Annotated in this window: 16 protein-coding genes; 6 read left to right on the top strand and 10 right to left on the bottom strand. The window is 49.5% G+C overall.

All coding sequences use genetic code 11. The annotated features are described in order from the left end of the window. The first annotated feature begins 52 nt into the window (after window positions 1-52). Window positions 53-1,573, top strand: coding sequence for a cobyric acid synthase (locus AC4GL5_RS02040; RefSeq protein ID WP_490381117.1), 1,521 nt, complete (start codon window positions 53-55; stop codon window positions 1,571-1,573). 60 nt (window positions 1,574-1,633) lie between these two features. Here the strand turns inward: AC4GL5_RS02040 and AC4GL5_RS02035 are convergent, their stop codons facing one another. Next, entirely contained in the window at window positions 1,634-3,694 is a 2,061-nt protein-coding gene (locus AC4GL5_RS02035) for a GGDEF domain-containing protein (RefSeq protein ID WP_490381116.1), read from the bottom strand. Then, a complete protein-coding gene (locus AC4GL5_RS02030) occupies window positions 3,694-5,589 on the bottom strand; it encodes a sensor domain-containing diguanylate cyclase (RefSeq protein WP_490381115.1) in 1,896 nt (631 codons plus the stop codon). Before AC4GL5_RS02030 ends, AC4GL5_RS02035 begins: the two co-directional genes overlap by 1 nt. A 294-nt stretch (window positions 5,590-5,883) precedes the next feature. On the opposite strand from AC4GL5_RS02030, the gene AC4GL5_RS02025 reads away from it, so the two are divergent. After that, a complete protein-coding gene (locus tag AC4GL5_RS02025) occupies window positions 5,884-6,795 on the top strand; it encodes a DMT family transporter (RefSeq protein ID WP_490381114.1) in 912 nt (303 codons plus the stop codon). 132 nt (window positions 6,796-6,927) lie between these two features. Here AC4GL5_RS02025 and AC4GL5_RS02020 read toward each other — a convergent pair whose 3' ends face one another. Then, on the bottom strand, window positions 6,928-7,401 hold the full coding sequence (locus AC4GL5_RS02020; RefSeq protein ID WP_490381113.1) for a PACE efflux transporter: 474 nt from the start codon (window positions 7,399-7,401) through the stop codon (window positions 6,928-6,930). A 238-nt stretch (window positions 7,402-7,639) separates the two neighbouring features. Between AC4GL5_RS02020 and AC4GL5_RS02015 the strand changes: the two genes are divergently transcribed. Continuing rightward, window positions 7,640-8,524 (top strand): LysR family transcriptional regulator, encoded by an 885-nt coding sequence (locus AC4GL5_RS02015; RefSeq protein ID WP_490381112.1) that lies wholly within the window; start codon window positions 7,640-7,642, stop codon window positions 8,522-8,524. A gap of 87 nt (window positions 8,525-8,611) precedes the next feature. On the opposite strand, the gene AC4GL5_RS02010 is transcribed toward AC4GL5_RS02015, so the two are convergent. The 4 genes from AC4GL5_RS02010 to AC4GL5_RS01995 form a co-directional block, all read right to left on the bottom strand. Continuing rightward, on the bottom strand, window positions 8,612-10,654 hold the full coding sequence (locus tag AC4GL5_RS02010) for a methyl-accepting chemotaxis protein (RefSeq protein WP_490381111.1): 2,043 nt from the start codon (window positions 10,652-10,654) through the stop codon (window positions 8,612-8,614). Window positions 10,655-11,146: 492 nt separating this feature from the next. Beyond that, window positions 11,147-11,788: a hypothetical protein gene (locus AC4GL5_RS02005; RefSeq protein WP_490381110.1), complete on the bottom strand. Its 642-nt coding sequence runs from the start codon at window positions 11,786-11,788 to the stop codon at window positions 11,147-11,149. 112 nt (window positions 11,789-11,900) lie between these two features. Further along, a complete protein-coding gene (gene murI / locus AC4GL5_RS02000; protein WP_490381109.1) occupies window positions 11,901-12,746 on the bottom strand; it encodes a glutamate racemase in 846 nt (281 codons plus the stop codon). Between the two features lie 84 nt (window positions 12,747-12,830). Beyond that, a complete protein-coding gene (locus AC4GL5_RS01995) occupies window positions 12,831-13,379 on the bottom strand; it encodes a SanA/YdcF family protein (protein WP_490381108.1) in 549 nt (182 codons plus the stop codon). Between the two features lie 207 nt (window positions 13,380-13,586). On the opposite strand from AC4GL5_RS01995, the gene AC4GL5_RS01990 reads away from it, so the two are divergent. The 3 genes from AC4GL5_RS01990 (at window position 13,587) to AC4GL5_RS01980 (ending at window position 17,131) form a co-directional block, all read left to right on the top strand. Next, window positions 13,587-14,441, top strand: a complete 855-nt coding sequence (locus AC4GL5_RS01990) for a transglycosylase domain-containing protein (RefSeq protein ID WP_490381107.1) — start codon at window positions 13,587-13,589, stop codon at window positions 14,439-14,441. Between the two features lie 107 nt (window positions 14,442-14,548). After that, window positions 14,549-15,874: a hypothetical protein gene (locus AC4GL5_RS01985; RefSeq protein ID WP_490381106.1), complete on the top strand. Its 1,326-nt coding sequence runs from the start codon at window positions 14,549-14,551 to the stop codon at window positions 15,872-15,874. 12 nt (window positions 15,875-15,886) lie between these two features. Beyond that, window positions 15,887-17,131 carry a DUF1501 domain-containing protein gene (locus AC4GL5_RS01980; protein ID WP_490381105.1) on the top strand — a complete coding sequence of 415 codons (1,245 nt, stop codon included), beginning with the start codon at window positions 15,887-15,889 and terminating at the stop codon, window positions 17,129-17,131. Between the two features lie 69 nt (window positions 17,132-17,200). On the opposite strand, the gene AC4GL5_RS01975 is transcribed toward AC4GL5_RS01980, so the two are convergent. The 3 genes from AC4GL5_RS01975 to AC4GL5_RS01965 all read right to left on the bottom strand — a co-directional run bounded on the left by AC4GL5_RS01975 (window position 17,201) and on the right by AC4GL5_RS01965 (window position 19,090). Continuing rightward, a complete protein-coding gene (locus AC4GL5_RS01975; protein ID WP_490381129.1) occupies window positions 17,201-17,761 on the bottom strand; it encodes an LOG family protein in 561 nt (186 codons plus the stop codon). Between the two features lie 111 nt (window positions 17,762-17,872). Next, on the bottom strand, window positions 17,873-18,652 hold the full coding sequence (gene map / locus AC4GL5_RS01970) for a type I methionyl aminopeptidase (protein ID WP_490381104.1): 780 nt from the start codon (window positions 18,650-18,652) through the stop codon (window positions 17,873-17,875). Window positions 18,653-18,685: 33 nt separating this feature from the next. Then, on the bottom strand, window positions 18,686-19,090 hold the full coding sequence (locus AC4GL5_RS01965; protein WP_490381103.1) for a GFA family protein: 405 nt from the start codon (window positions 19,088-19,090) through the stop codon (window positions 18,686-18,688). Window positions 19,091-19,135 lie beyond the last annotated feature (45 nt).

Genomic DNA, 19,135 nt, shown 5'->3' with positions numbered 1-19,135 from the left:
ATAGCGACTTTTTTAAGCCTCGTCTTTTGCCCCTGTCTGGAGTTCGCTGTCCATGTCTGCCACACCTATCGCACCTCAGGCTGCATCCGCCTGTAAAACCCTGATGATTCAGGGCACGACCTCCGATGCAGGTAAAAGTGCCATGGTGACCGGTTTATGCCGCCTGCTGGCACGAAAAGGGGTAAAAGTCGCTCCCTTCAAGCCGCAGAATATGGCATTGAATAGTGCCGTAACCGTGGACGGTGGCGAGATAGGCCGGGCGCAGGCGGCACAGGCACAGGCCTGTTTTCTGGAACCCCATACGGATATGAATCCGGTACTGCTGAAACCCAATTCAGATACCGGCGCTCAGGTGATTATTCAGGGTAAAGCGATCACCAATATGGATGCCCGTATCTATCACGACTACAAAACCGAAGCGATGAAAGCGGTTCTGGACAGCTATCAGCGCCTGCAGCAGCAATATGATGTGATTCTGGTGGAAGGTGCGGGCAGCCCGGCGGAGATCAACCTGCGGGACCGCGATATCGCCAATATGGGTTTTGCCGAAGCGGTGGACTGCCCGGTTGCGATTGTGGCGGATATTGATAAGGGCGGAGTATTTGCCCATCTGGTCGGCACACTGGATCTGCTGTCCGAATCTGAGCAGCAACGCACCATCGGCTTTATGATCAACCGTTTTCGCGGTGACATTGGTCTGCTGAAACCCGGTAATGACTGGCTGGAAGAGCGTACACAAAAGCCGGTACTGGGAGTCATTCCTTACCTGCATGGCCTTTGTCTGGAAGCGGAAGATGGCATCAATGGCGCATCCGACCGGAGTGAGCACGAGCACCGGATCAGGGTCGTTGTGCCGGTACTGCCCCGGATCAGCAATCACACCGACTTTGACCCGTTGCGCAATCATCCTCAGGTGGATTTCCACTTTGTTGCCCCGGAGGAAACACCACCGCCAGCAGATCTGGTGATTCTGCCCGGCAGTAAAAGTGTTCAGGCGGATCTGAACTGGCTGAAACAGCAGGGCTGGGAAAGCTATCTGAATAAGCATCTGCGCTACGGCGGTAAACTGCTGGGCATTTGTGGTGGCTGGCAGATGCTGGGGCAATGGCTGCATGATCCGCAAGGGATTGAAGGTGCGGCGGGTAGCCTTCCGGGGCTGGGCTTTCTGGCCACTGAAACCACCCTGGCGGCGGAAAAGCAGCTGAAAAATGTTCAGGGGGTTTTAACCCGCGGACTTTATCCGACAGAGGCGGCCGATATTCCGGTATCAGGTTATGAGATCCATGCCGGAGTCACCTCAGGCGAAGCGCTTGCCCGCCCTCTGGTGCAATTTGCCGATGGATCCGGCGATGGCGCTGTTTCTGACGATGGTCAGATCGCAGGCAGCTACCTGCACGGACTGTTTGATCAGCCCGAGGCCTGCCTCGCTATTCTGCAATGGGCCGGACTTGAGCAGGCCGAAATTTTTGATATCCGGGCACTGCACGAAGAATCCATAGACCGAGTTGCTGATGCTCTGGAAAGCAGCCTTGACCTGCCACAACTGCGCCAGCATACCGGGATCCCATTCTGACGGGCAGGAGCAGCTCTGAGAAATCTGATACCTGTGATGGCCGTAGAAAAAACGGTTCCATCAGCCTGACCGGTGCCCGGAAAGCCCCAGAGACAACTGGCTATAACCGATGGCACCGTTACGACCACCGGCTTTTGCCCGGTTTAGAGCCTGCTCAGCGGCATTCATCATGGTACGGATATCTGCTTCGGCGGTCGGATAGGCACAAACACCAAAACTGGCAGTAATATGAAACTCTTCGCCACTATCAGCCATATCATCAAGCATAACAGAGCGCTGAGAGATTCTGAGCCTTAGCCACTCAGCCTCCTGAAGCGCTTCATACTCTTCCATCCCCGGAATCAGCAGAGCAAAAGACTCGCCTTCCAGCCGGGCACACAAGCGCGACCCTTCCGCCCAATGAGATAACAAGGCAGCGATCTCTTTCATCCCCTGATCCGCGGCCACCGGGCCATAATAAGCCCCTATTTGTTTGTAGCGATCCAGATCCAAAAGGATCAGGCTGACGGACTCGGGAGCACCCGCCTGCTCCGCTAACAGACGACGACTTTCAGCCAGAAAACTACTTTGCCGCAAAAGCCCGGTTAAGCCATCGTGTCGCTCAAGATAGTGCAGTTCTGATAGAGTTTCTTCCAACTGATCCGTCTTCTCTTTCAGCGCCTGCGTGCAAAGGCTCGCCTCTTTCTCAAGCTGCTGCTGATTTGCCGATATTTTCTGATTGATGCCGTCTACATAAGCATGTTGCCGGGCTCGCTGGACTGCCAGCAAGAAAATCTGGCTCACAATAAAGCAAACAAAACCCAGAGGGAGCCAATCCATTCCCATCAGCAATCTCTGATACAAAAGCACATCATGAACAGCAGTAACCAAAACAAATAGCAGAGTCACCAAAAGTGCATTCATCTTGAGGCAACGTGCTCTGCTATCGTTGGACTCAGAACTGCCAACACCTGCCGTCGGTTCTTTACATGACCACCACAGCCAACGCCGATACCTCAGCATATAAGCAAAGCCAACACAGCCAAGGGCCAGGTTCATCAGCATCTGTGGCGACTCCAAAGCAATCAGTAACGGCTCAGGTAACAACAGAATCACTGGTACCAACAAAAGCAATTGCAAACGCGTCAGAATCAGATACCAGGAGGGGAACACCCCGGGGTAACTGCCCAGTAGCCAGAAAACCAACCCTGGTAAAAACAGGTTTTGACTGGCCACATTGAAGCGGATCACATCAGCCCATTCAATCGAATGAGCAAACCAGTTGATAACGGTATATCCCTCTGTAACGGTATAAAGCAACGTTGCAAAACTGAACAGGGCCAACCCCCACAACCCCTTTTCATACCGACGCCGCGCCCTCTGTTGAAGCATCAGCAACAAGCAGCCAATACCTGCAATGGCAGCACTCAATGCCTGCAGCAGTTCTTCCTGAGCAAAGCGCGCCTTCATAGCCGATGCCTCTCCCAATACAAGCTGGCGGACAGGCCCCTTAGCACCAGTCAGATTAGAAACCTGAAGCAGAAGAACGCCCCGTCCGGTATCACTTTGCAGACCAACCAGACGATGACCGACATAGGGCTCAAAACTTTGCAGCTGATCACTTACCTTCCCCCCCTGAGCCAGTACCTCATGGTTCCATATCAGACGAAAGGCAGTGGATAACTCAGGAATCATAATAGCCAGTGGTTGTGTTGGCAGATTACGCAGCTCAAGCACATAGGTGGCAACACAGTTGCTCATCAGCGTTGAAGGCCGAACACGGGTCGATTGCGCCTGGGAGCTTAGCTCACCTAGCTCCCGCGTTTGGGGATTACTCTTGTCCGAGTCCGGGCTGAAGGCCCGATGGGACGCTAAAGCCCGATCCAGCGTTGAAATATCGCAACCCAGCGGGGAAATAGGAAAGGGCTGACTGTTCGGAATAGGCTGAAGAGAGAGATCATCCAACGTCAGCAGCTGACCGGGATAAACCAGCCACTGCCCCTCAAGTTCAATTGCCGGGTGTATATCCAATCGCCAGGGTTTTAGATCCATCATTCCCTGCCGGGAGACCAGGGTCGTATCATGGGCAGCAAGGCTGGCGCTGAACAGGCTGAACAAAAAAACAATCAGGTAGCGAATCATCAACGGGCCTCCCTTCCTGCTGTCGAAACTGACCGACTCAGGTGACGACTCCGATGAACCGCATCAGCAGCACGGGCTAATAAAGCCCTAAGAGATGATTCATTCTGTTCTGTTGAGGCTGATGCAACACCGGTTGAAACGGTAAAGCGCCCCAGAGAATCTGACGGAACATCTGAATGGGCTGGCAGGCGAATCGACGTTGCTTTTTTGCGGATCTCTTTGGCCAGCTCTTCTGCCTGATCCATCGAACAACGTCCCAACCAGACAATAAATTCATCACCACCGTATCGGGCGGGTATCCGGTCAAAATAGCCCTCACACCAATCTTTTAGCAGCTCTGCCATCTCAACCAGAAGGCCTTCAGCAAAATCACGTCCGTACTGATCCACTATCAGCTTATAGCGATCAATATCAATAATAATCAGGCTATGGCTCAGTCGGGGCATACGGGCCTGACGGCGCTCAACCAGTTCAAGAAAATGATGCCGGTTCAGCAATCCGGTCAACTCATCATGACGCAGTAAACTTGAAATCTCTTTCTTGCGAATTTCCAGTTCTTGTTCTTTTCTTGCCAACGCTTCCTGCTGCTCCTGAATCCGGTTTTTAATCTCTTCGGTGGTATCGTTCAGGGATTTATTCAGATCCAGAATACGAAGCTGCTCCTGAGTCCGATAAAAGGTGAGAAAGCCTAATTGAGAGACCAGGAATACCAGAACACCAATACCGAGCAGATTCTTACCCTGAATAAGCTCCATAAAAATTAACAGGTCGTGCATGATTCCGCCAATCAGCGCAAGCGCACCAACCACCAGAATACGAATCCCTGATCGATTGCGAATCACTAACTTTATCATCGCCCAGGTGGCAAAGCCGATACAGAGGCACATGAAGATCAGCATGGGATGAAGAAAACGGGTAAACAAAGAGCTGGGCGTCAGTAAAATAAAAACCACCATGCCTAACGAAATCCAGGAAAGCCAACGTATCGCCTGGCATTGCAAATCCGCTTTATAGAGTGCGACTAACCAGTTCAGAAACAGGGGTATTGCCCCTGCAAAACCGATATATTCCATTCGCACAGAAAGCTGCCATGAAAAACCCGGTATCAGCGTTGCAAAACCGCCCAGTCCGGAGCTGCCGATATAGCCCGCAAGAACGATAGAGAAGAGAGAGATCCAAAGCAGCTCTCTATGCTCAGGAACCAGATAAAACTCCACCAGAATCAGCAAACCAGCAATCAAAGCCAGGCTGATCACCACACACTCAACCAAAATATTGAAGCGGTAATAATCAATCCAGTGAGCTTCGGTGGACAAAACAGGCGCTTCATGAACACCGCCCCGACTGTGTCCGAAGTTACTCACCTGAAGTGTTAAGCGCGCATTTTCCGGTAACTTCCCCAAGCGGACGATACGATCACCAAAATAAGCCTCATGCTGATCCAGGCTGTCGCTTGCACGACCACCGGAGGCGACCTCTTTATCATTCAAAAACAGGCGGAAACTATTTTTAATTTCAGGAATTTTCAGCCCCATAGCCATATCCTGCGGGATCTGCTTAAGCATCAGGGTATAGGTCATCACATGGCGGCGGGGCTTTGGAGGCTGCCAAACATCAGGAAAGCGGGTTGCAACAGAGCTGGCGAGATTCCGCTCGACCTCCTTTGGGGATAACAGTTGATCAGGGAAACCTAACCACTCTGCGTCCAGCACTAACGGGCCACTGCTATTGGGATACCAGAAGGCCAAACGCATCTCGCCATGCTGTCCGCTTATCTGAAGATTTTGATCAGGAAGAAAATCAATCCGCAGCAAGACAAGAGCCGCAGCCAACAGAAGAAGAAAGGAAAAAATAAAGCTGTTTAAAAGGCCGCGATCCATACGAAACTGCTGCATACCTGCTCCTGAGAATGCCAGGTTATGTGTATCTGCCGCCCAAGGGGATATCCAATAAAGAAGCCTTAACCGACCAAGACAAAAATCCGCGCTAGAATAGCGCTTTTATCCTCATTTAGTAAGCCTGCATATCCGAAAAAAAAACAGATTATGAACAATCTGATTTCTCTGAACTTTTACAGAAATACAGACACAGAATTCATGCCGAATGACCCACTGTTTTCTGATACAATTCAGGGCTATTTAACCTGATAACAAACAATTATTAGTTTCATTTTTCGGAAGCAGGGAATTATGCAAACACGTACGCTACGCTCTGATTTGATGCTGCTGATCACAGCAGCCATCTGGGGTACCGCCTTTGTTGCTCAGCGGGTCGGCATGGATTATGTCGGTCCTTTCACCTTTACCGCAGCCCGTTTTTTTCTCGGTGCGTTGTCACTACTGCCGCTGCTGCTGATCCTGAAACCGACCATAGCAAAACCCGAGGGCAAAGTGCGCCTGAATCTATGGCAGGGTGGGCTTATTGCCGGCACCTTCCTGTTTGCCGGTGCAACTTTGCAGCAGGTTGGCCTGCAGTACACCACCGCAGGCAATGCCGGATTCATCACCGGCCTTTATATCATTCTGGTTCCCGTTATCGCTCTACTTTGGGGCCAAAGAACCGGCCGCAATACCTGGGTTGGCGGCGTACTGGCAGTAGTGGGTCTTTACCTGCTGAGTATCACCGATGACTTCACCCTCGCCTATGGCGATCTGCTGCAGCTGATCGGCGCTCTGTTCTGGGCCGGTCACGTACTGGTGATTGGCTGGCTGTCTCCACAGATGGATGCTTTGCGTCTGTCTATCGTGCAGTTCTTTACCTGTGGTCTGGTGAGTCTTGGCGTAGCCCTCTTTATTGAAGAGCCGACTTTCGCCAATATCGGCATGGCGTGGCAGCCGATCGCCTATGCGGGTCTGTTGTCGGTGGGTGTCGCTTATACCCTACAGGTGTTTGCTCAGAAAACCGCTCCCGCGTCCCATGCGGCAATTATTCTGAGCCTTGAAGCGGTATTTGCCGTCATCGGCGGTTACTTTCTGCTGGGTGAGCGCCTGGATACCCAGGGCATTATCGGTTGCAGCCTGATGCTGGCAGGTATGCTGATCTCACAGATCCCAAGCAGAAAAGCACCGAAAAAAGAACCCCAGGTTGAGATGCTGCATTAATTACAGAGAGAGATCTCACTCCCTTGCACATTGCACAAAAAAGCCCCGGATAACAAAGTTATCCGGGGCAGCCGTTACACTTGAGAAAGCAGTAACAAAATCGTAAAAAAAGAGGCTACGTATCAAGTCCGGTTAAGCCGCCTCACCTGCAATAAAGACCTCATCCTTCGGCTGTACCACCGGGAAAACACGATCATAAACCCAGGTGAAGCCCATGGTATAAACCACAATAAAGGCCATCACTAAAGCATCCATCGCCAGCGCCTGCCAAATCGCAATTTCCAACCACCAGGTCACAACCGGCAGAGAGGTTGCCGTAAGCGCCACTTCTAGGCCGATGGCATGCATCACACGCTGACCTCCGGTACGCTCGGTGGGGATGACACCACGCTTGGCATCAAACTTATCGAAGAAGTAGTTATAGATCATGTTGATGATCATCGCTTTAGCCGCCAGAATCAGCGTCAGTGCTGCCGTGTCTGAGGTCTCTTTATCAAACACAAACGCGATAGCCGGAGCCAAAAATAAAAGCAGTACGGCTTCAAAAACCAACACATAACGTACTCTGTCCAGTCCTGAACGAATCACAATTTTTTTATCAGCCATCGACTTACCCTCCATCCCTCTGCCTGTTCAGTGACAAGACAGATCAAAACCTGATAGCGAATTACCGCTTCTTCATTAATCGTATCAGAAAGCACCCCGGCTAACGCTTTATAGCCCTGTAGAAGATGCTCTCAATGGAGGGGCATTCTATGGATTATTATGATAAAACAAAGTTAGTATCTATCTGTTTTAAAGATAGATACTAAGATAGCCTTCACAAGATTTCTCCGGAGTACCTATGCCGCACCCCGATCAACTCAACGCTTTTATAGCCGCAGCAGAAACCGGCTCTTTTTCAGCCGCCTCCCGCCGACTGAAAAAAGCGCAATCGGCAGTGAGTAATGCCATTATCAATCTTGAAATCGAGACGGGTGTCGAGCTTTTCGATCGCAGTAAACGCAGCCCGGTGCTGACGGAAGAAGGCGAAACGCTACTGCGCTCGGCCTATGCCATTATGGAAAGTCACCACGACTTTATGAGCCATGCCATGGCGCTGAATGCCGGTGAGGAAAGCCATCTGTGTCTTGCTATTGAGCAGAATGTTTCTGCTCAACCTCTGGTGGAGCTTCTGGTGATTTTTGAAGAGAAATTTCCCCATATCGAGCTGGAACTGCTCGACCCCGGCACCAGCGATGTAGCCAGTCTGCTTCGGTCTGGGCGAGCGGATCTGGGGCTGATGATGGAGCAGGAGCACTATCCCAAAGGTTTTATGTTTCGGGGAATCGGTCACTCACGAAAGATTCCGGTCTGCAGTAAAAACCATCCCCTGGCACAGCTGAAACAGGTCAGCCACAGTGACCTGAGACGCTACCGGCAATTGGTGCCCCGTAGTCTGGATCTTGAGGATAAAAGCCATGAAGAGCAGATTCTCAGCCCCAAGGTCTGGTATGCCGAAAGTCCCTTTGTGATTGCCGAAGTGCTATCTGCGGGATTAGGCTGGGCATCGCTTCATGAAGCTATCGTTAAAGAGCAGTTGGAACAGGGCTCACTGGTTGCTCTGAAACGCACGTACCAGCAGGATGCTTCGTTACAGGGGGTTGATGTGGTCTGGAGCCGACACAAATCTTTAGGCAAAGGGGGGCAGTGGCTATTGAATGAGTGCTTTAAGCTGAAAGTGGGCTGATCTCCCGGGCGCAATAACCCCCCAGGAGAAAAGAACTAAGCCCTGATGCATCCTTGCCGACCGGACACCAAGGCTTAAATCGGCCACTCAGAGCCGGAAACGCGACAGTTTCTGCCCAATATCACCAGCAACTTTTTGCAGATCTTCACTGGCCGCAACACAGGCATCACTCTGACCTCGGGTATGTCCCGAAAGCTGATGGATACTGTGCAGACTTTGGGTCACCGTTTCAGCCACTGCAGCCTGCTGTTCCGCTGCCGCCGCGATATTGTTCCCCATATCGGCGATATGCGTCATATAGCGACTGATCTCTTCCAGTGCGCCACGGGCCTCTCCGGTACGCTGACGACTTTCACGGGAGATCTCATTACCACTGCCGATCGCCTGAACTGCCTCATCGATCTTACTCTGCAGTCGCTCAACCAACAGGGTAATCTCGGAAGTTGCTCCCTGGGTTCTGCTTGCCAGAGTACGCACCTCATCGGCAACAACTGCAAATCCACGACCGGATTCACCGGCTCGGGCAGCCTCAATAGCCGCATTCAATGCCAGAAGATTTGTCTGCTCAGCCACTTCACTAATCGTGGTCATAAAGGCGCTGATATTATTGCTCTCCTGAGACACTTCCTGAATCAGCGCAGAAGCCCGCTCCATCTCGACGACCAGAGTTTCGATACTGTCGTTGATCATGCTGGAAGCATCGTGTCCTCCGGATGCCTTATCCTGCCCCTGAGACGTAGTATCCGCTGCATCTCTGGCATTCTCGGCAACATCTGCAGTGGTGGCTGACATCTCTTCCATCGCTGACACGACCTGCTGAATTTCAAGGGATTGCTGATCAACCGCATTCTCAGTGCTGGCACTGGCATCCTGCACCTGCCTAACACTGCCTTTTAGTGCATCAGATGCCTGACTCAGCTGAACAACCAGATCTTTCAGTCCGGCATGCATATCATAAGTTGCCTTGCGTAACAGGCGGGTTTCGTTATTACAGTCGGCATCAATATCGATATAGGTCGGCTGAATGTGCAGCTCACCTTGTCCAATGGTCACCAGATCCTGAGTGACACGGCGCAGAGGAGCCAAACGGCGGTACAACATGACGCCGCAAACCAGAATAATGATCAGAGTTGAGACCAGCATCAGTAACATCATAGTATTGCGCAACAGAATGCTGGTAGCAGCAAACTCTTTGCTGTAACTCCCCAACATAACCACCCAGCCCCAGCCATCAACAGCACTGTAAGCCGCAAGCTTTTCATGCAAGGGCTGATCGCCATCCTGATAATCGTAACGCAGCACGCCTTTGTCATTCCGCATTAGCGCAGTAAAAGGAGAGCTGCCGTCGGCTGCTTTAATATCCAGGATATTGCTGCCTTCAAGCTTCGGATGCATCAACACCTTGCCCGGTACTTTACTTCCGGCACCGGCAACAATCGTGGCATAACCGGTTTCACCGACACGGACTTTAGCCAGTGTTTTTTTCAGTTCAGCCAGTCCGTTGGTGAGATCAAATCCGATATAGAGTACAGCAACTGTCTGACCGGATTCCTGAACCGGTCGGTAAATGGTCATGTAATCACGACCAAAAAGATGCGCCACCCCATGGAAGGTTTTACCCGCCATCAGTTTTTTGTATCCCGGATGACCGGTCCCTAACAAGGTACCGAATGCCCGTTCGCCATTTTGTTTTTTCAGAGAGGTACTGATCCGAAGAAAGTCATCCCCGTGACGGGCAAAAACCGTCGCGGTACCACCGGTCATGCGGGTGAACTGGTCGGGCTTAGTAAAGTCGCCATTGATTACCCCGGATTCATCCGTCAGTGCCCGAGTGCGATAGCTGGCAACCTGCGTCTCCTGATCACTCAGGCTAACGCCCTGAGGGAACATATTAAAAAATATATCCGACAGACGCTGAGCATTCAGAAAGCTATCCTGAAAGTAAAATTCCAACATATCGGAAACCAATTCACTCTGCTGCGTCAGAGCGTCCTCAGCTTCCGCCTCAAGGTTCTCGCGGGACTGGTCTGTGAGAATACCTGTCATCAGGGTATTGGCAAGAATCATCAATACCGCGATCACCAGAGATAATTGAGCCGCCAATGATTTGTTCTGAAAATAGTTCAGCATGGTTGTGAAATTCCTTTTCTGTTGGCCCGGCAACCGAAAACGTCCGGGCGTAGGAGTCCTGAATTCATCAAAGCACCTTATGAAAGCGGGTTACTGTCCACTCAGGTGGGGCGTCTGATAAAAGGCCAATAACAGGAGTTTCTTGGGAATGTCGTCTCTTTATATAAGTCTGAAGTCATTCAAAAATGATGCACAAACCAAAAAAAAAGGACTCCTGAAAACACCGTCAGAACAACAGAAAGGCAGAGATAATCCAGAAGAAATAACCATGCACCCCATAAGGATACATAAGGCAGGACAAAATGATGCAGGTAGTAATTTGTAACTAAAAAGAAAGTCACTGATCGTTCAGTGACTTTTCAATACAGGCCGGACTGAGCAGCCGATGTCATCACTCAGGCAGAGCAGTCCTCATCACAACGACTCAGATCTGTAATCAGAAGGGGGTTTGTTTCACGGTGATGTTGAAGGATATCTGCAGCGGACTTTTCTTTACTCATAATAGAGTCCAGATCCATTATCGTCTTCCTTGTATTGCTCAGAATTCAGCCACTCATTCAGAGTCGACCGATAGTCATTTAAATCGAGGTTAAAGCGGGTTTTGCATTCCGCTAAGTCGGGATTAGCTTGAATTAACTGTTCGCATTCAGCGACCAGCTGTCTGCAAATATCAGCCCGAATCAGAAGTCCATGAGGTAACTCATGCAGTGCAAAATCCAATGAATCCAGATGGCTTTTTAACAGCATCCGCTGCGCTTCATTTTGACTGGGATTTCGCTGCAAAATCCCTTTCAGAATGTCATCAGGATCGACCTGCAAAATTTTGTAGGTACCATTAAACCCCATCGCTTTAACCAGCCATAAAAGCGTCTGTTCATGCTCAGGGTTCTGGGCCAGACGCTCCTGCCACCGGGTCAGAATATGACGCCAGATTACAGGGTGCTCAATTGGAATAGCCTGCTGGTCATCAAAAACAGCGGAACACAGGCGATCCAGATAAGACGCCCGTTCATCAGTACTCAGTTGATCTATTGAGGCAACCCTTTCATTCAAAAGTGCCTTCCAGTGCTTCTTGATACCACTTTTCCGGGCGGTCAGATAAGGTTGCCACTCATCGAGAAGGTCGTTAGTCATCAATCAAAACCCTTATACCGATTAAGAAAAGCAGGGCTGATATCAAGGATAAAAAAGCAAATAAAGAAGAGATAACGAGCATAAAAATCCCTTTTAAAACTCATGAGGCCCCTCAAAAATCGGGAGTTATAATCCTGAGCTTATCAAAACCACTTCGGTTGAAGGATCGCATCAAAGCGCTGTCCGCCCCTACGCTACGGGTCAGAAAAACAATATTACTCTCAGTGGGAAACGGAGTCCCGGACGGTAGAAGATCGTCTTTATTCTGGCTCAGCAGCATGGCAACTCTTCGGGCGATGGCCGCCCCGGAATCGACCCAGCGAATCGCTCTTGGCTGAATCTGTTTTAACTCATCCAGTAACAGCGGAAAGTGGGTGCAGCCTAGAACCACGGTATCCAGTGATTCCGTTTCAAACAGAGGCGCAACAGCCTGCTGCAACCGATTCAGGTCAACACGCTTACCTTCCAGCTTCTCTTCTGCAAGCCGAACGACCTCTGTCGATCCCACGCGGGTTACTTCGCAACCGGGAGCATGGTCAGAGATCAGCTGATTGGTATAGCTGCGACTCACCGTTCCCGGTGTTGCCAGAAGACCAAAATGTCCACTTTCGCTTAAAGCTGCAGCGGGTTTAATCGCCGGAACCACACCAACAACAGGAATATCAAGGGCGCCTCTCAACGCCGGCAGAACCACGGTGCTGGCAGTGTTACAGCCCAAAACCAATAACTGGATCGGGTACTCATTCACCAGTGCTTCAGCTAAATGAACTACACGTTCTACCAGCCAACTTTCATCTTTATCCCCATAGGGGAAAGCATCGTTGTCCGCCAGATAAAACAAGGGCGTATCCGGACAAGTCTTACGGATATGATCCGCAATAGAGAGGCCACCCACGCCAGAGTCCATCACCAGAACGGGGGCAAAAAGTTGGCTGTCAGTATCGTTCGCAGGCTTCAAGATAAGAGATCAGTTCGTAGAAGTTTCAGGGAGATAGCGATTCTAGCACGCCATCAGAACACCAACCAGATTGTTCGACAGGGCTCACAGATCAAACAGCCAGTATTTCATCAATGCCGGAATTTCACGACTCACCGAGAAAATATCCTTCCAACTGTAATACTCCGGATAATAGCCATAGACCTCACCAAATCCCGCATGGCGCAATGAGAGCCGGGTGCGGGCAATATGATAGTGCTGCGAAACCGCCACCACAGAGGCATCAACACCCACTAATTTCGCAGCATTAACCGATGTCGCATGAGAGTTGTAACCCTGACTATCAACAAGAACATCAACCGGAACCACCCCCTGATCGATCATGTAGCGAGCCATTACCCGGGCTTCATCATGCCCCTCTTTCCCTAAACCACCACTGACGATGATCTTCTCTACTCTGTCACTGTGATAAAGCTTAAGGGCCGCCGCCATACGGGCTTTCAGCTGTACAGAAGGCTCACCATTTTCATGCACCGTATTACCGTAAACGACAGCGTAATCCGCAGAAAAATCTTCACGGGCAAGGGTACTGATATAAATCGCAGCAATCAGAAAGAGGTAGACGACACAGCCTATCGTTATTATTTTTTTCATCTCTTTCCCTCAAGAAGATAGTGTTGCTGTCGCATTACAACACTGCTAAACCTGCTTTCAAACTACCGTTTGGAATAAAACCGTTACGATACGTTGTCCTAGTTGCATTTATGTAATAATCCCTTGTTCTTACTCCGGTTTTTGTCAGAAAGTCTGATACTCTCTCAAACCGGATACTCATGGAACCGGATTGCCGAGGAAGCCTGCATGGTGGCACGCAAGAAAAAAGCCCCTACCCGACTGGATAAAATCAAACTCTGGCTCAACCCTTTTATCGCCTGGCCGATGCGCCATCTGAACCGGCTGGTTTACTTCCTCGGCTGGATGTTTCTCTCGGTTATCATCCTGATCACAGGCGGGCTCTTGCTGTTTTTCAGCAATCTCCCGGATGTGGAGCAGATGAGTTTTAGTCAGCTGCGTCAACAGGCCGAAACCCGCCTGGAGAAGAAGCTGGAGAAAAGCAAAAACAAACATCACTGGGTTGAGCTGAAGTACGTAAACCGGGATCTGCTTTATGCCGTAGTCATGGCGGAAGATGCCCGTTTTTATGAGCATCAGGGTATCGACTACAACGCGTTACTGGATGCCATGGTGGCGAATATCAAGAAAGGGGAAACCCGGTTTGGCGGCAGCACCCTAAGCCAGCAAACGGTTAAAAACCTGTTTCTGAATCAGACTCAAAGTTACTTCCGTAAGCTGCAGGAAGCGGTGATTACCCGGGATCTGGAACGCCATTTCAGTAAAAACGAGATTATTGAGCTGTATCTCAACATGGCAGAGTTTGGCCCGGATCTTTACGGTGTGCGCGATGCAGCCCGTTATTACTTCGACAAAAAACCGGCTGAGATAAACGCTGCAGAAGGTGCCTGGCTGGCACTCATGCTGCCAAGCCCCCGCCGCTATCACTATACCCTTTACCAAAACCGAAATGTCACACCATCACTGAAGCGTAAATACCAGAGAATACTGCAGGGGATGCGCCAGTCCAATTACATCTCCTCCGTTCAGTACCGCCGCTATCTGCGAATGATTGATAAAAAAAGTTGGCCTGCCAAGTCATAAGTATCATCTGAATCGCTCCATAACAAAAATTAAACAAAACTAGTGAAGCCGAAAAAACAGCATTAGAGTTAAATATCTTATGAAACAACCATAGACTAGGTGATGCGATGAAAGAGTTAGCTACAGCACTGGGGGTCATTGCTGGGACAAGTTTGTTACAGGCCTGCGGCGGTAGTGACGGCAGTACTTCGTCTTTAGATGTCAAGGCGAGGCAGATGCTATATTTGCCAGCTGATATGGACATCTATGATCTTGAACGTCAATCTCAGAAAAGCGTTGTAGGCTTTAACGACCTTACCTATGAAAAACAACGCTATTACATCGATAGTAACCGGCCAGAACAGAATATCCTCTTTCACCTCCTGTTTAATGCACGGTCAGACGGCACTGAGTTCTCAAAGCAATACTTTGATCTTTGGGTCACATACCAACTACTGAACACTTTCGTGCTGGCTATGGGGGATGAATTAGATACCGTCTCTTCCGCCCGTACTAACACACATATTGAAAAAATTCGAACGTCGGTAGAGCAAAACCTTTCCGTCAGAAGCATCATGCTGGATTACTTTATGGCCGATATATTCTGGGCTCGTTTCCGCAGCCCGGAAGATAATGGTCGCGAGGTATTTGAGATTTACCTTGGTGATTTTCGTGATGAGGTGGTACCCATTGTGGCCAAGATTCTCCAGAACTATAGCTTTAATGAAGATCAGGGTACCCTTGAAATCGATAGTTTTAACCGTAACTCAGAGGCCCAAGCTATTAACGATACTCAGCTGACAACTCCCTATCAGCTATACAGCTATGTAGTGAATCACGACCAGTTTATGCCTCACATATACAAACATATTGTTAAAGGTCTGTACGGCTATGAAGCTGATGACGTAATTAGGTCAATCAGTAGTAAAGGGTTATCGACATTCAGAGACATCTATATTGAGGCGCTGACCCATCCTTCCGTAAAGCAAATAAAACGTTCCAAGTATCCGGAAGAAATTATTTTACCGGCATTGAAAGCACTCAACAGCCACCTTAGAAGAAATGACATAAGAGAACTTACAAAAATCACCGAACAAATTGGCTCACCCCCTCTGTTCTCAAAGCTGGAACGCAGCACACCTGACTGGAACACTCTTAATACGGCCCTAATGTCTGCTTTCATGGATTCCCGCATCCCCAAAGAGATGTCGGACACAGGCAATAATTACAGCTGGGGAATCTCTCAAAGTGTGTTCTTAACGCTATACCAATATGTCGAAAAACCCTCTGAGCTATTAACAGAAGTCCATCATAAAATTTGGGGCATTGAAAATATTCAATATGATGCGAGTTTTGTCACCTACCTCAATGATTCAGGCAGAAAAGGAAAATCTTTGATTCTGTTGGCTATCCAAATCGTTGTTATGAATTACTCACACTATAACTTTCAATAACAGGTGAAATTAATGGAGATCAGCAGAAGAAATTTCCTTAAAGGTGCCACAGGAATAATAGCTGCAGGCATGTTGCCTGCCAGTTTTTCAAGCAAAGTTCTTGCTGCCAGTAACACTTACTCTGTGATTGAAGTTTTTCTGTATGGTGGAGCAAGCTCTGCGGTTTCTGAACTTGCTATGCTGCAAGCGGCAGAAACGCCTGGTTTTAATTCAAATAATAAGACTGCAACAACCAATGGTTTTTGGGAGGAATCCGGAGGCGATGTACTGGAAGACCTACTAACTAAAAACCGACTGACTCAATTATCTGTCGTCCCCCTGCATTCCTCCAAAGCCCACGGCTTTTCCCAGAGCTATGGCACATTAGGTCAAGCTACAGATATCCCTGACACCATTTCACTAGCCGCAACAGGAGATGGGGGGAAAGCCTTTGCAGGAAGAACGCAAGGCTATTTCCCATTTGATCAGGGATTACAAAACGTGTTTACCAGAACCGGCTGGCCCTATGAAATCCAAGATGATGATTACAATTCACTTATTAATCTCTATAAACAGCAAAAAAGCGAAGTTCACTCAGAATTCTCATCAGCTGGCGAACAATTGGATCTGGCACGAGCTATAAAGAACAACTACGAAACAAATCAAGACAACCGCTTTTATCGTGATAACGATATAGGTAATCAGTTACGAGCCGCAGTGGCGCTGATTCGGAGTCAAAACAAAACGCACTATATCTCCATGCCCTATAGCGGATGGGATATGCACTCCAATGCTGATGATCAGTATACCTCCCGTATGAAAAACCTTCTGAGGGGCGTTCACACGGCATCTGAGATGATTGACCAATCCGGGTTGCCGATTGTGATTATACTTCGAGGAGATTTTGGCCGTAACTACCGTTATAACGATTCAAACGGCTGGGATCATGGCGATCATCAAATCATGCTGATTGTCGGTGGCGGTGGTTTTATGAACCATTACGGTAAGCACTTTGCGTCTGGCTTCGATGATGATACCGATCTGCACGGAACACGAATTTACTCGAAACCGACCGGTGATTACCCTGTGCTTGATCTGTCCGAAGTACGAGCCTTACAGCTTGAGCTGATGGGTGTTTCTGACGGCGAATCGGTGAGCAAAGTCGCAGCTAATAGCTTTATGTGGTCGCTCAGTTTCCCCAGTCAGGATAACCCTAGCAGGTATGCATCAGGCCTTAGTAGTCGTTACCAGACCTTAAAGACCAAAATAAGTCTTTAGCAATTACCTAATAGACACCACTAAATAAAAAGCCTCTGAATTTTAGGTTCAGACGCTAAGTGCCATTCTTCAGGTCCACTTTTTCTTCGGGGGCTGATAACTGCGAATCTGCTCAAGCAGATCTTCCGGCTGGTCGGTTTTGATCAGCATGTCGATATATTCCGGCTTCATAAAGCCGGATTCCGCAACAGAATCGACCATGGCAAACAGTGGGTCGTAAAAGCCTGCCACGTTGTAGAAGGCACAGGGTTTGGTGTGATATCCCAGTTGCGCCCAGGTCCAGGCTTCAAAGATCTCTTCAAAGGTTCCCACGCCGCCCGGCATAGCAACAAAGGCATCAGCCATATCGGCCATGGCGGCTTTTCGGATGTGCATGTCGGGTACAACGGTGAGTTCGGTCAGGCCCGTATGAGCGATCTCTTTATCTTCAAGAGCCTTAGGGATAAAACCAAAAACCTGTCCTCCCGCTTCCAGCACGGCATCAGCGATAGTGCCCATCAGACCGACCTTACCTCCGCCGTAGACCAGATCGATCCCCTGTTCTGCAAAGTAATGACCCAATTGCTTAGCAGCGGCCAGATATTCCGGCTTATTTCCACTGGCAGAACCACAATAAATGGCTATTTTCATCGTTTCCGGTTTCATAGAACAGGCTCCCTTTCTGATCCTGCGACAAATAAAAAAGAGAGCTATCTTACTGAGTGAGTTAGATTTTTGCTCAGTAAAAATTCTGATAGCAGATTAGTTTGACAGATTTTCCTCATCCCGCAGTGTAAGTACTTCGTAACCCTCTGCTGTGACAGCAATGGTGTGCTCCCACTGGGCAGAGAGTTTTTTATCTGCCGTGACCACGGTCCAGCCATCCCGCTTGGTTTTAATTTTGGCTTTGCCCTGATTGATCATAGGCTCGATGGTAAAGGTCATACCCTCTTTCAGCGTCAGGCCTCTACCCGGCGTACCGTAGTGCAGCACTTCCGGTTCTTCATGCATTTCGCGGCCAATACCGTGGCCGCAATAATCGCGTACAACCGAGTAACCATTAGCTTTAGCAAAACGCTCAATGGCGCTGCCTACATCCCCCAGGGTTGCACCGGGCTTAACCTGTTTAATGCCCTGCCACATCGCTTCGTAGGTTTTATCCACCAGTTTTTTCGCCAGTGGCGTCACAACCCCAATACAGAACACCTTGCTGGAATCGGCAATGAAACCGCCTTTCTCCAGGGTAATATCGACGTTAACGATATCACCGGATTTCAGCACCTTCTGATCCGATGGAACACCGTGACAGACGACCTCATTCACCGAGGTATTCAGGGAGTACTGATAACCATACTGGCCCTTGCTGGCAGGGCGGGCCCTAAGTTCATCGACGATATAGCGCTCCACCCAATCGTTAATCTGCAAGGTGGTGACGCCCTCTTTTACCTGGGTATCCAGGTAGGCAAATACCTTAGCCAAAAGGCGGCCGGATTCACGCATCAGCGCCATCTCTTCAGGGGATTTCAGACTGATCTTACTCATGATGGGCTCCCTCCAGAGAAGCCGTGTAAAAAACTATTCCGGGAATCCCTGAAATTGATGCACCTGATCCAGATCCTGTTCCCAATCAGCCTTGCTGGCGATAAACAGGTGCGCGGTTGGCTTAATGCTTACCGGTGTGTCCATGCTGCCCGCAGGCACCATCACCAGTTTGCCATCGCCAAGACTGGTGGGCACAGGTGAGCCACAGGTACTGCAGAAACTCCGCCCATGACGGGTTTCCGGCAAATTATAAAACGTCACCTTATCCTCTCCCTGCAACCAGGTCAGTCTGGCATTCTGACTGAACAGGTTAGCGGTATGAGCACTGCCCGTGCCCTTCTGACAATAGCTGCAGTGGCAGAGAAAAAAGCTCTGAAAATCACCGTCCAACTGATACTTTACTGTGCCACATAGGCAGGAGCCTGAATGTTGTGTCATCTCGGGTTTCCTTTTTATTTTAGAAAGGACGCTTGTCTCTGAAAG

This window comes from Oceanospirillum sp., from assembly GCF_982874595.1.
The sequence above is the reverse complement of the archived record's forward strand: the minus strand, read 5'-3'. Positions and strand labels throughout refer to the sequence as shown.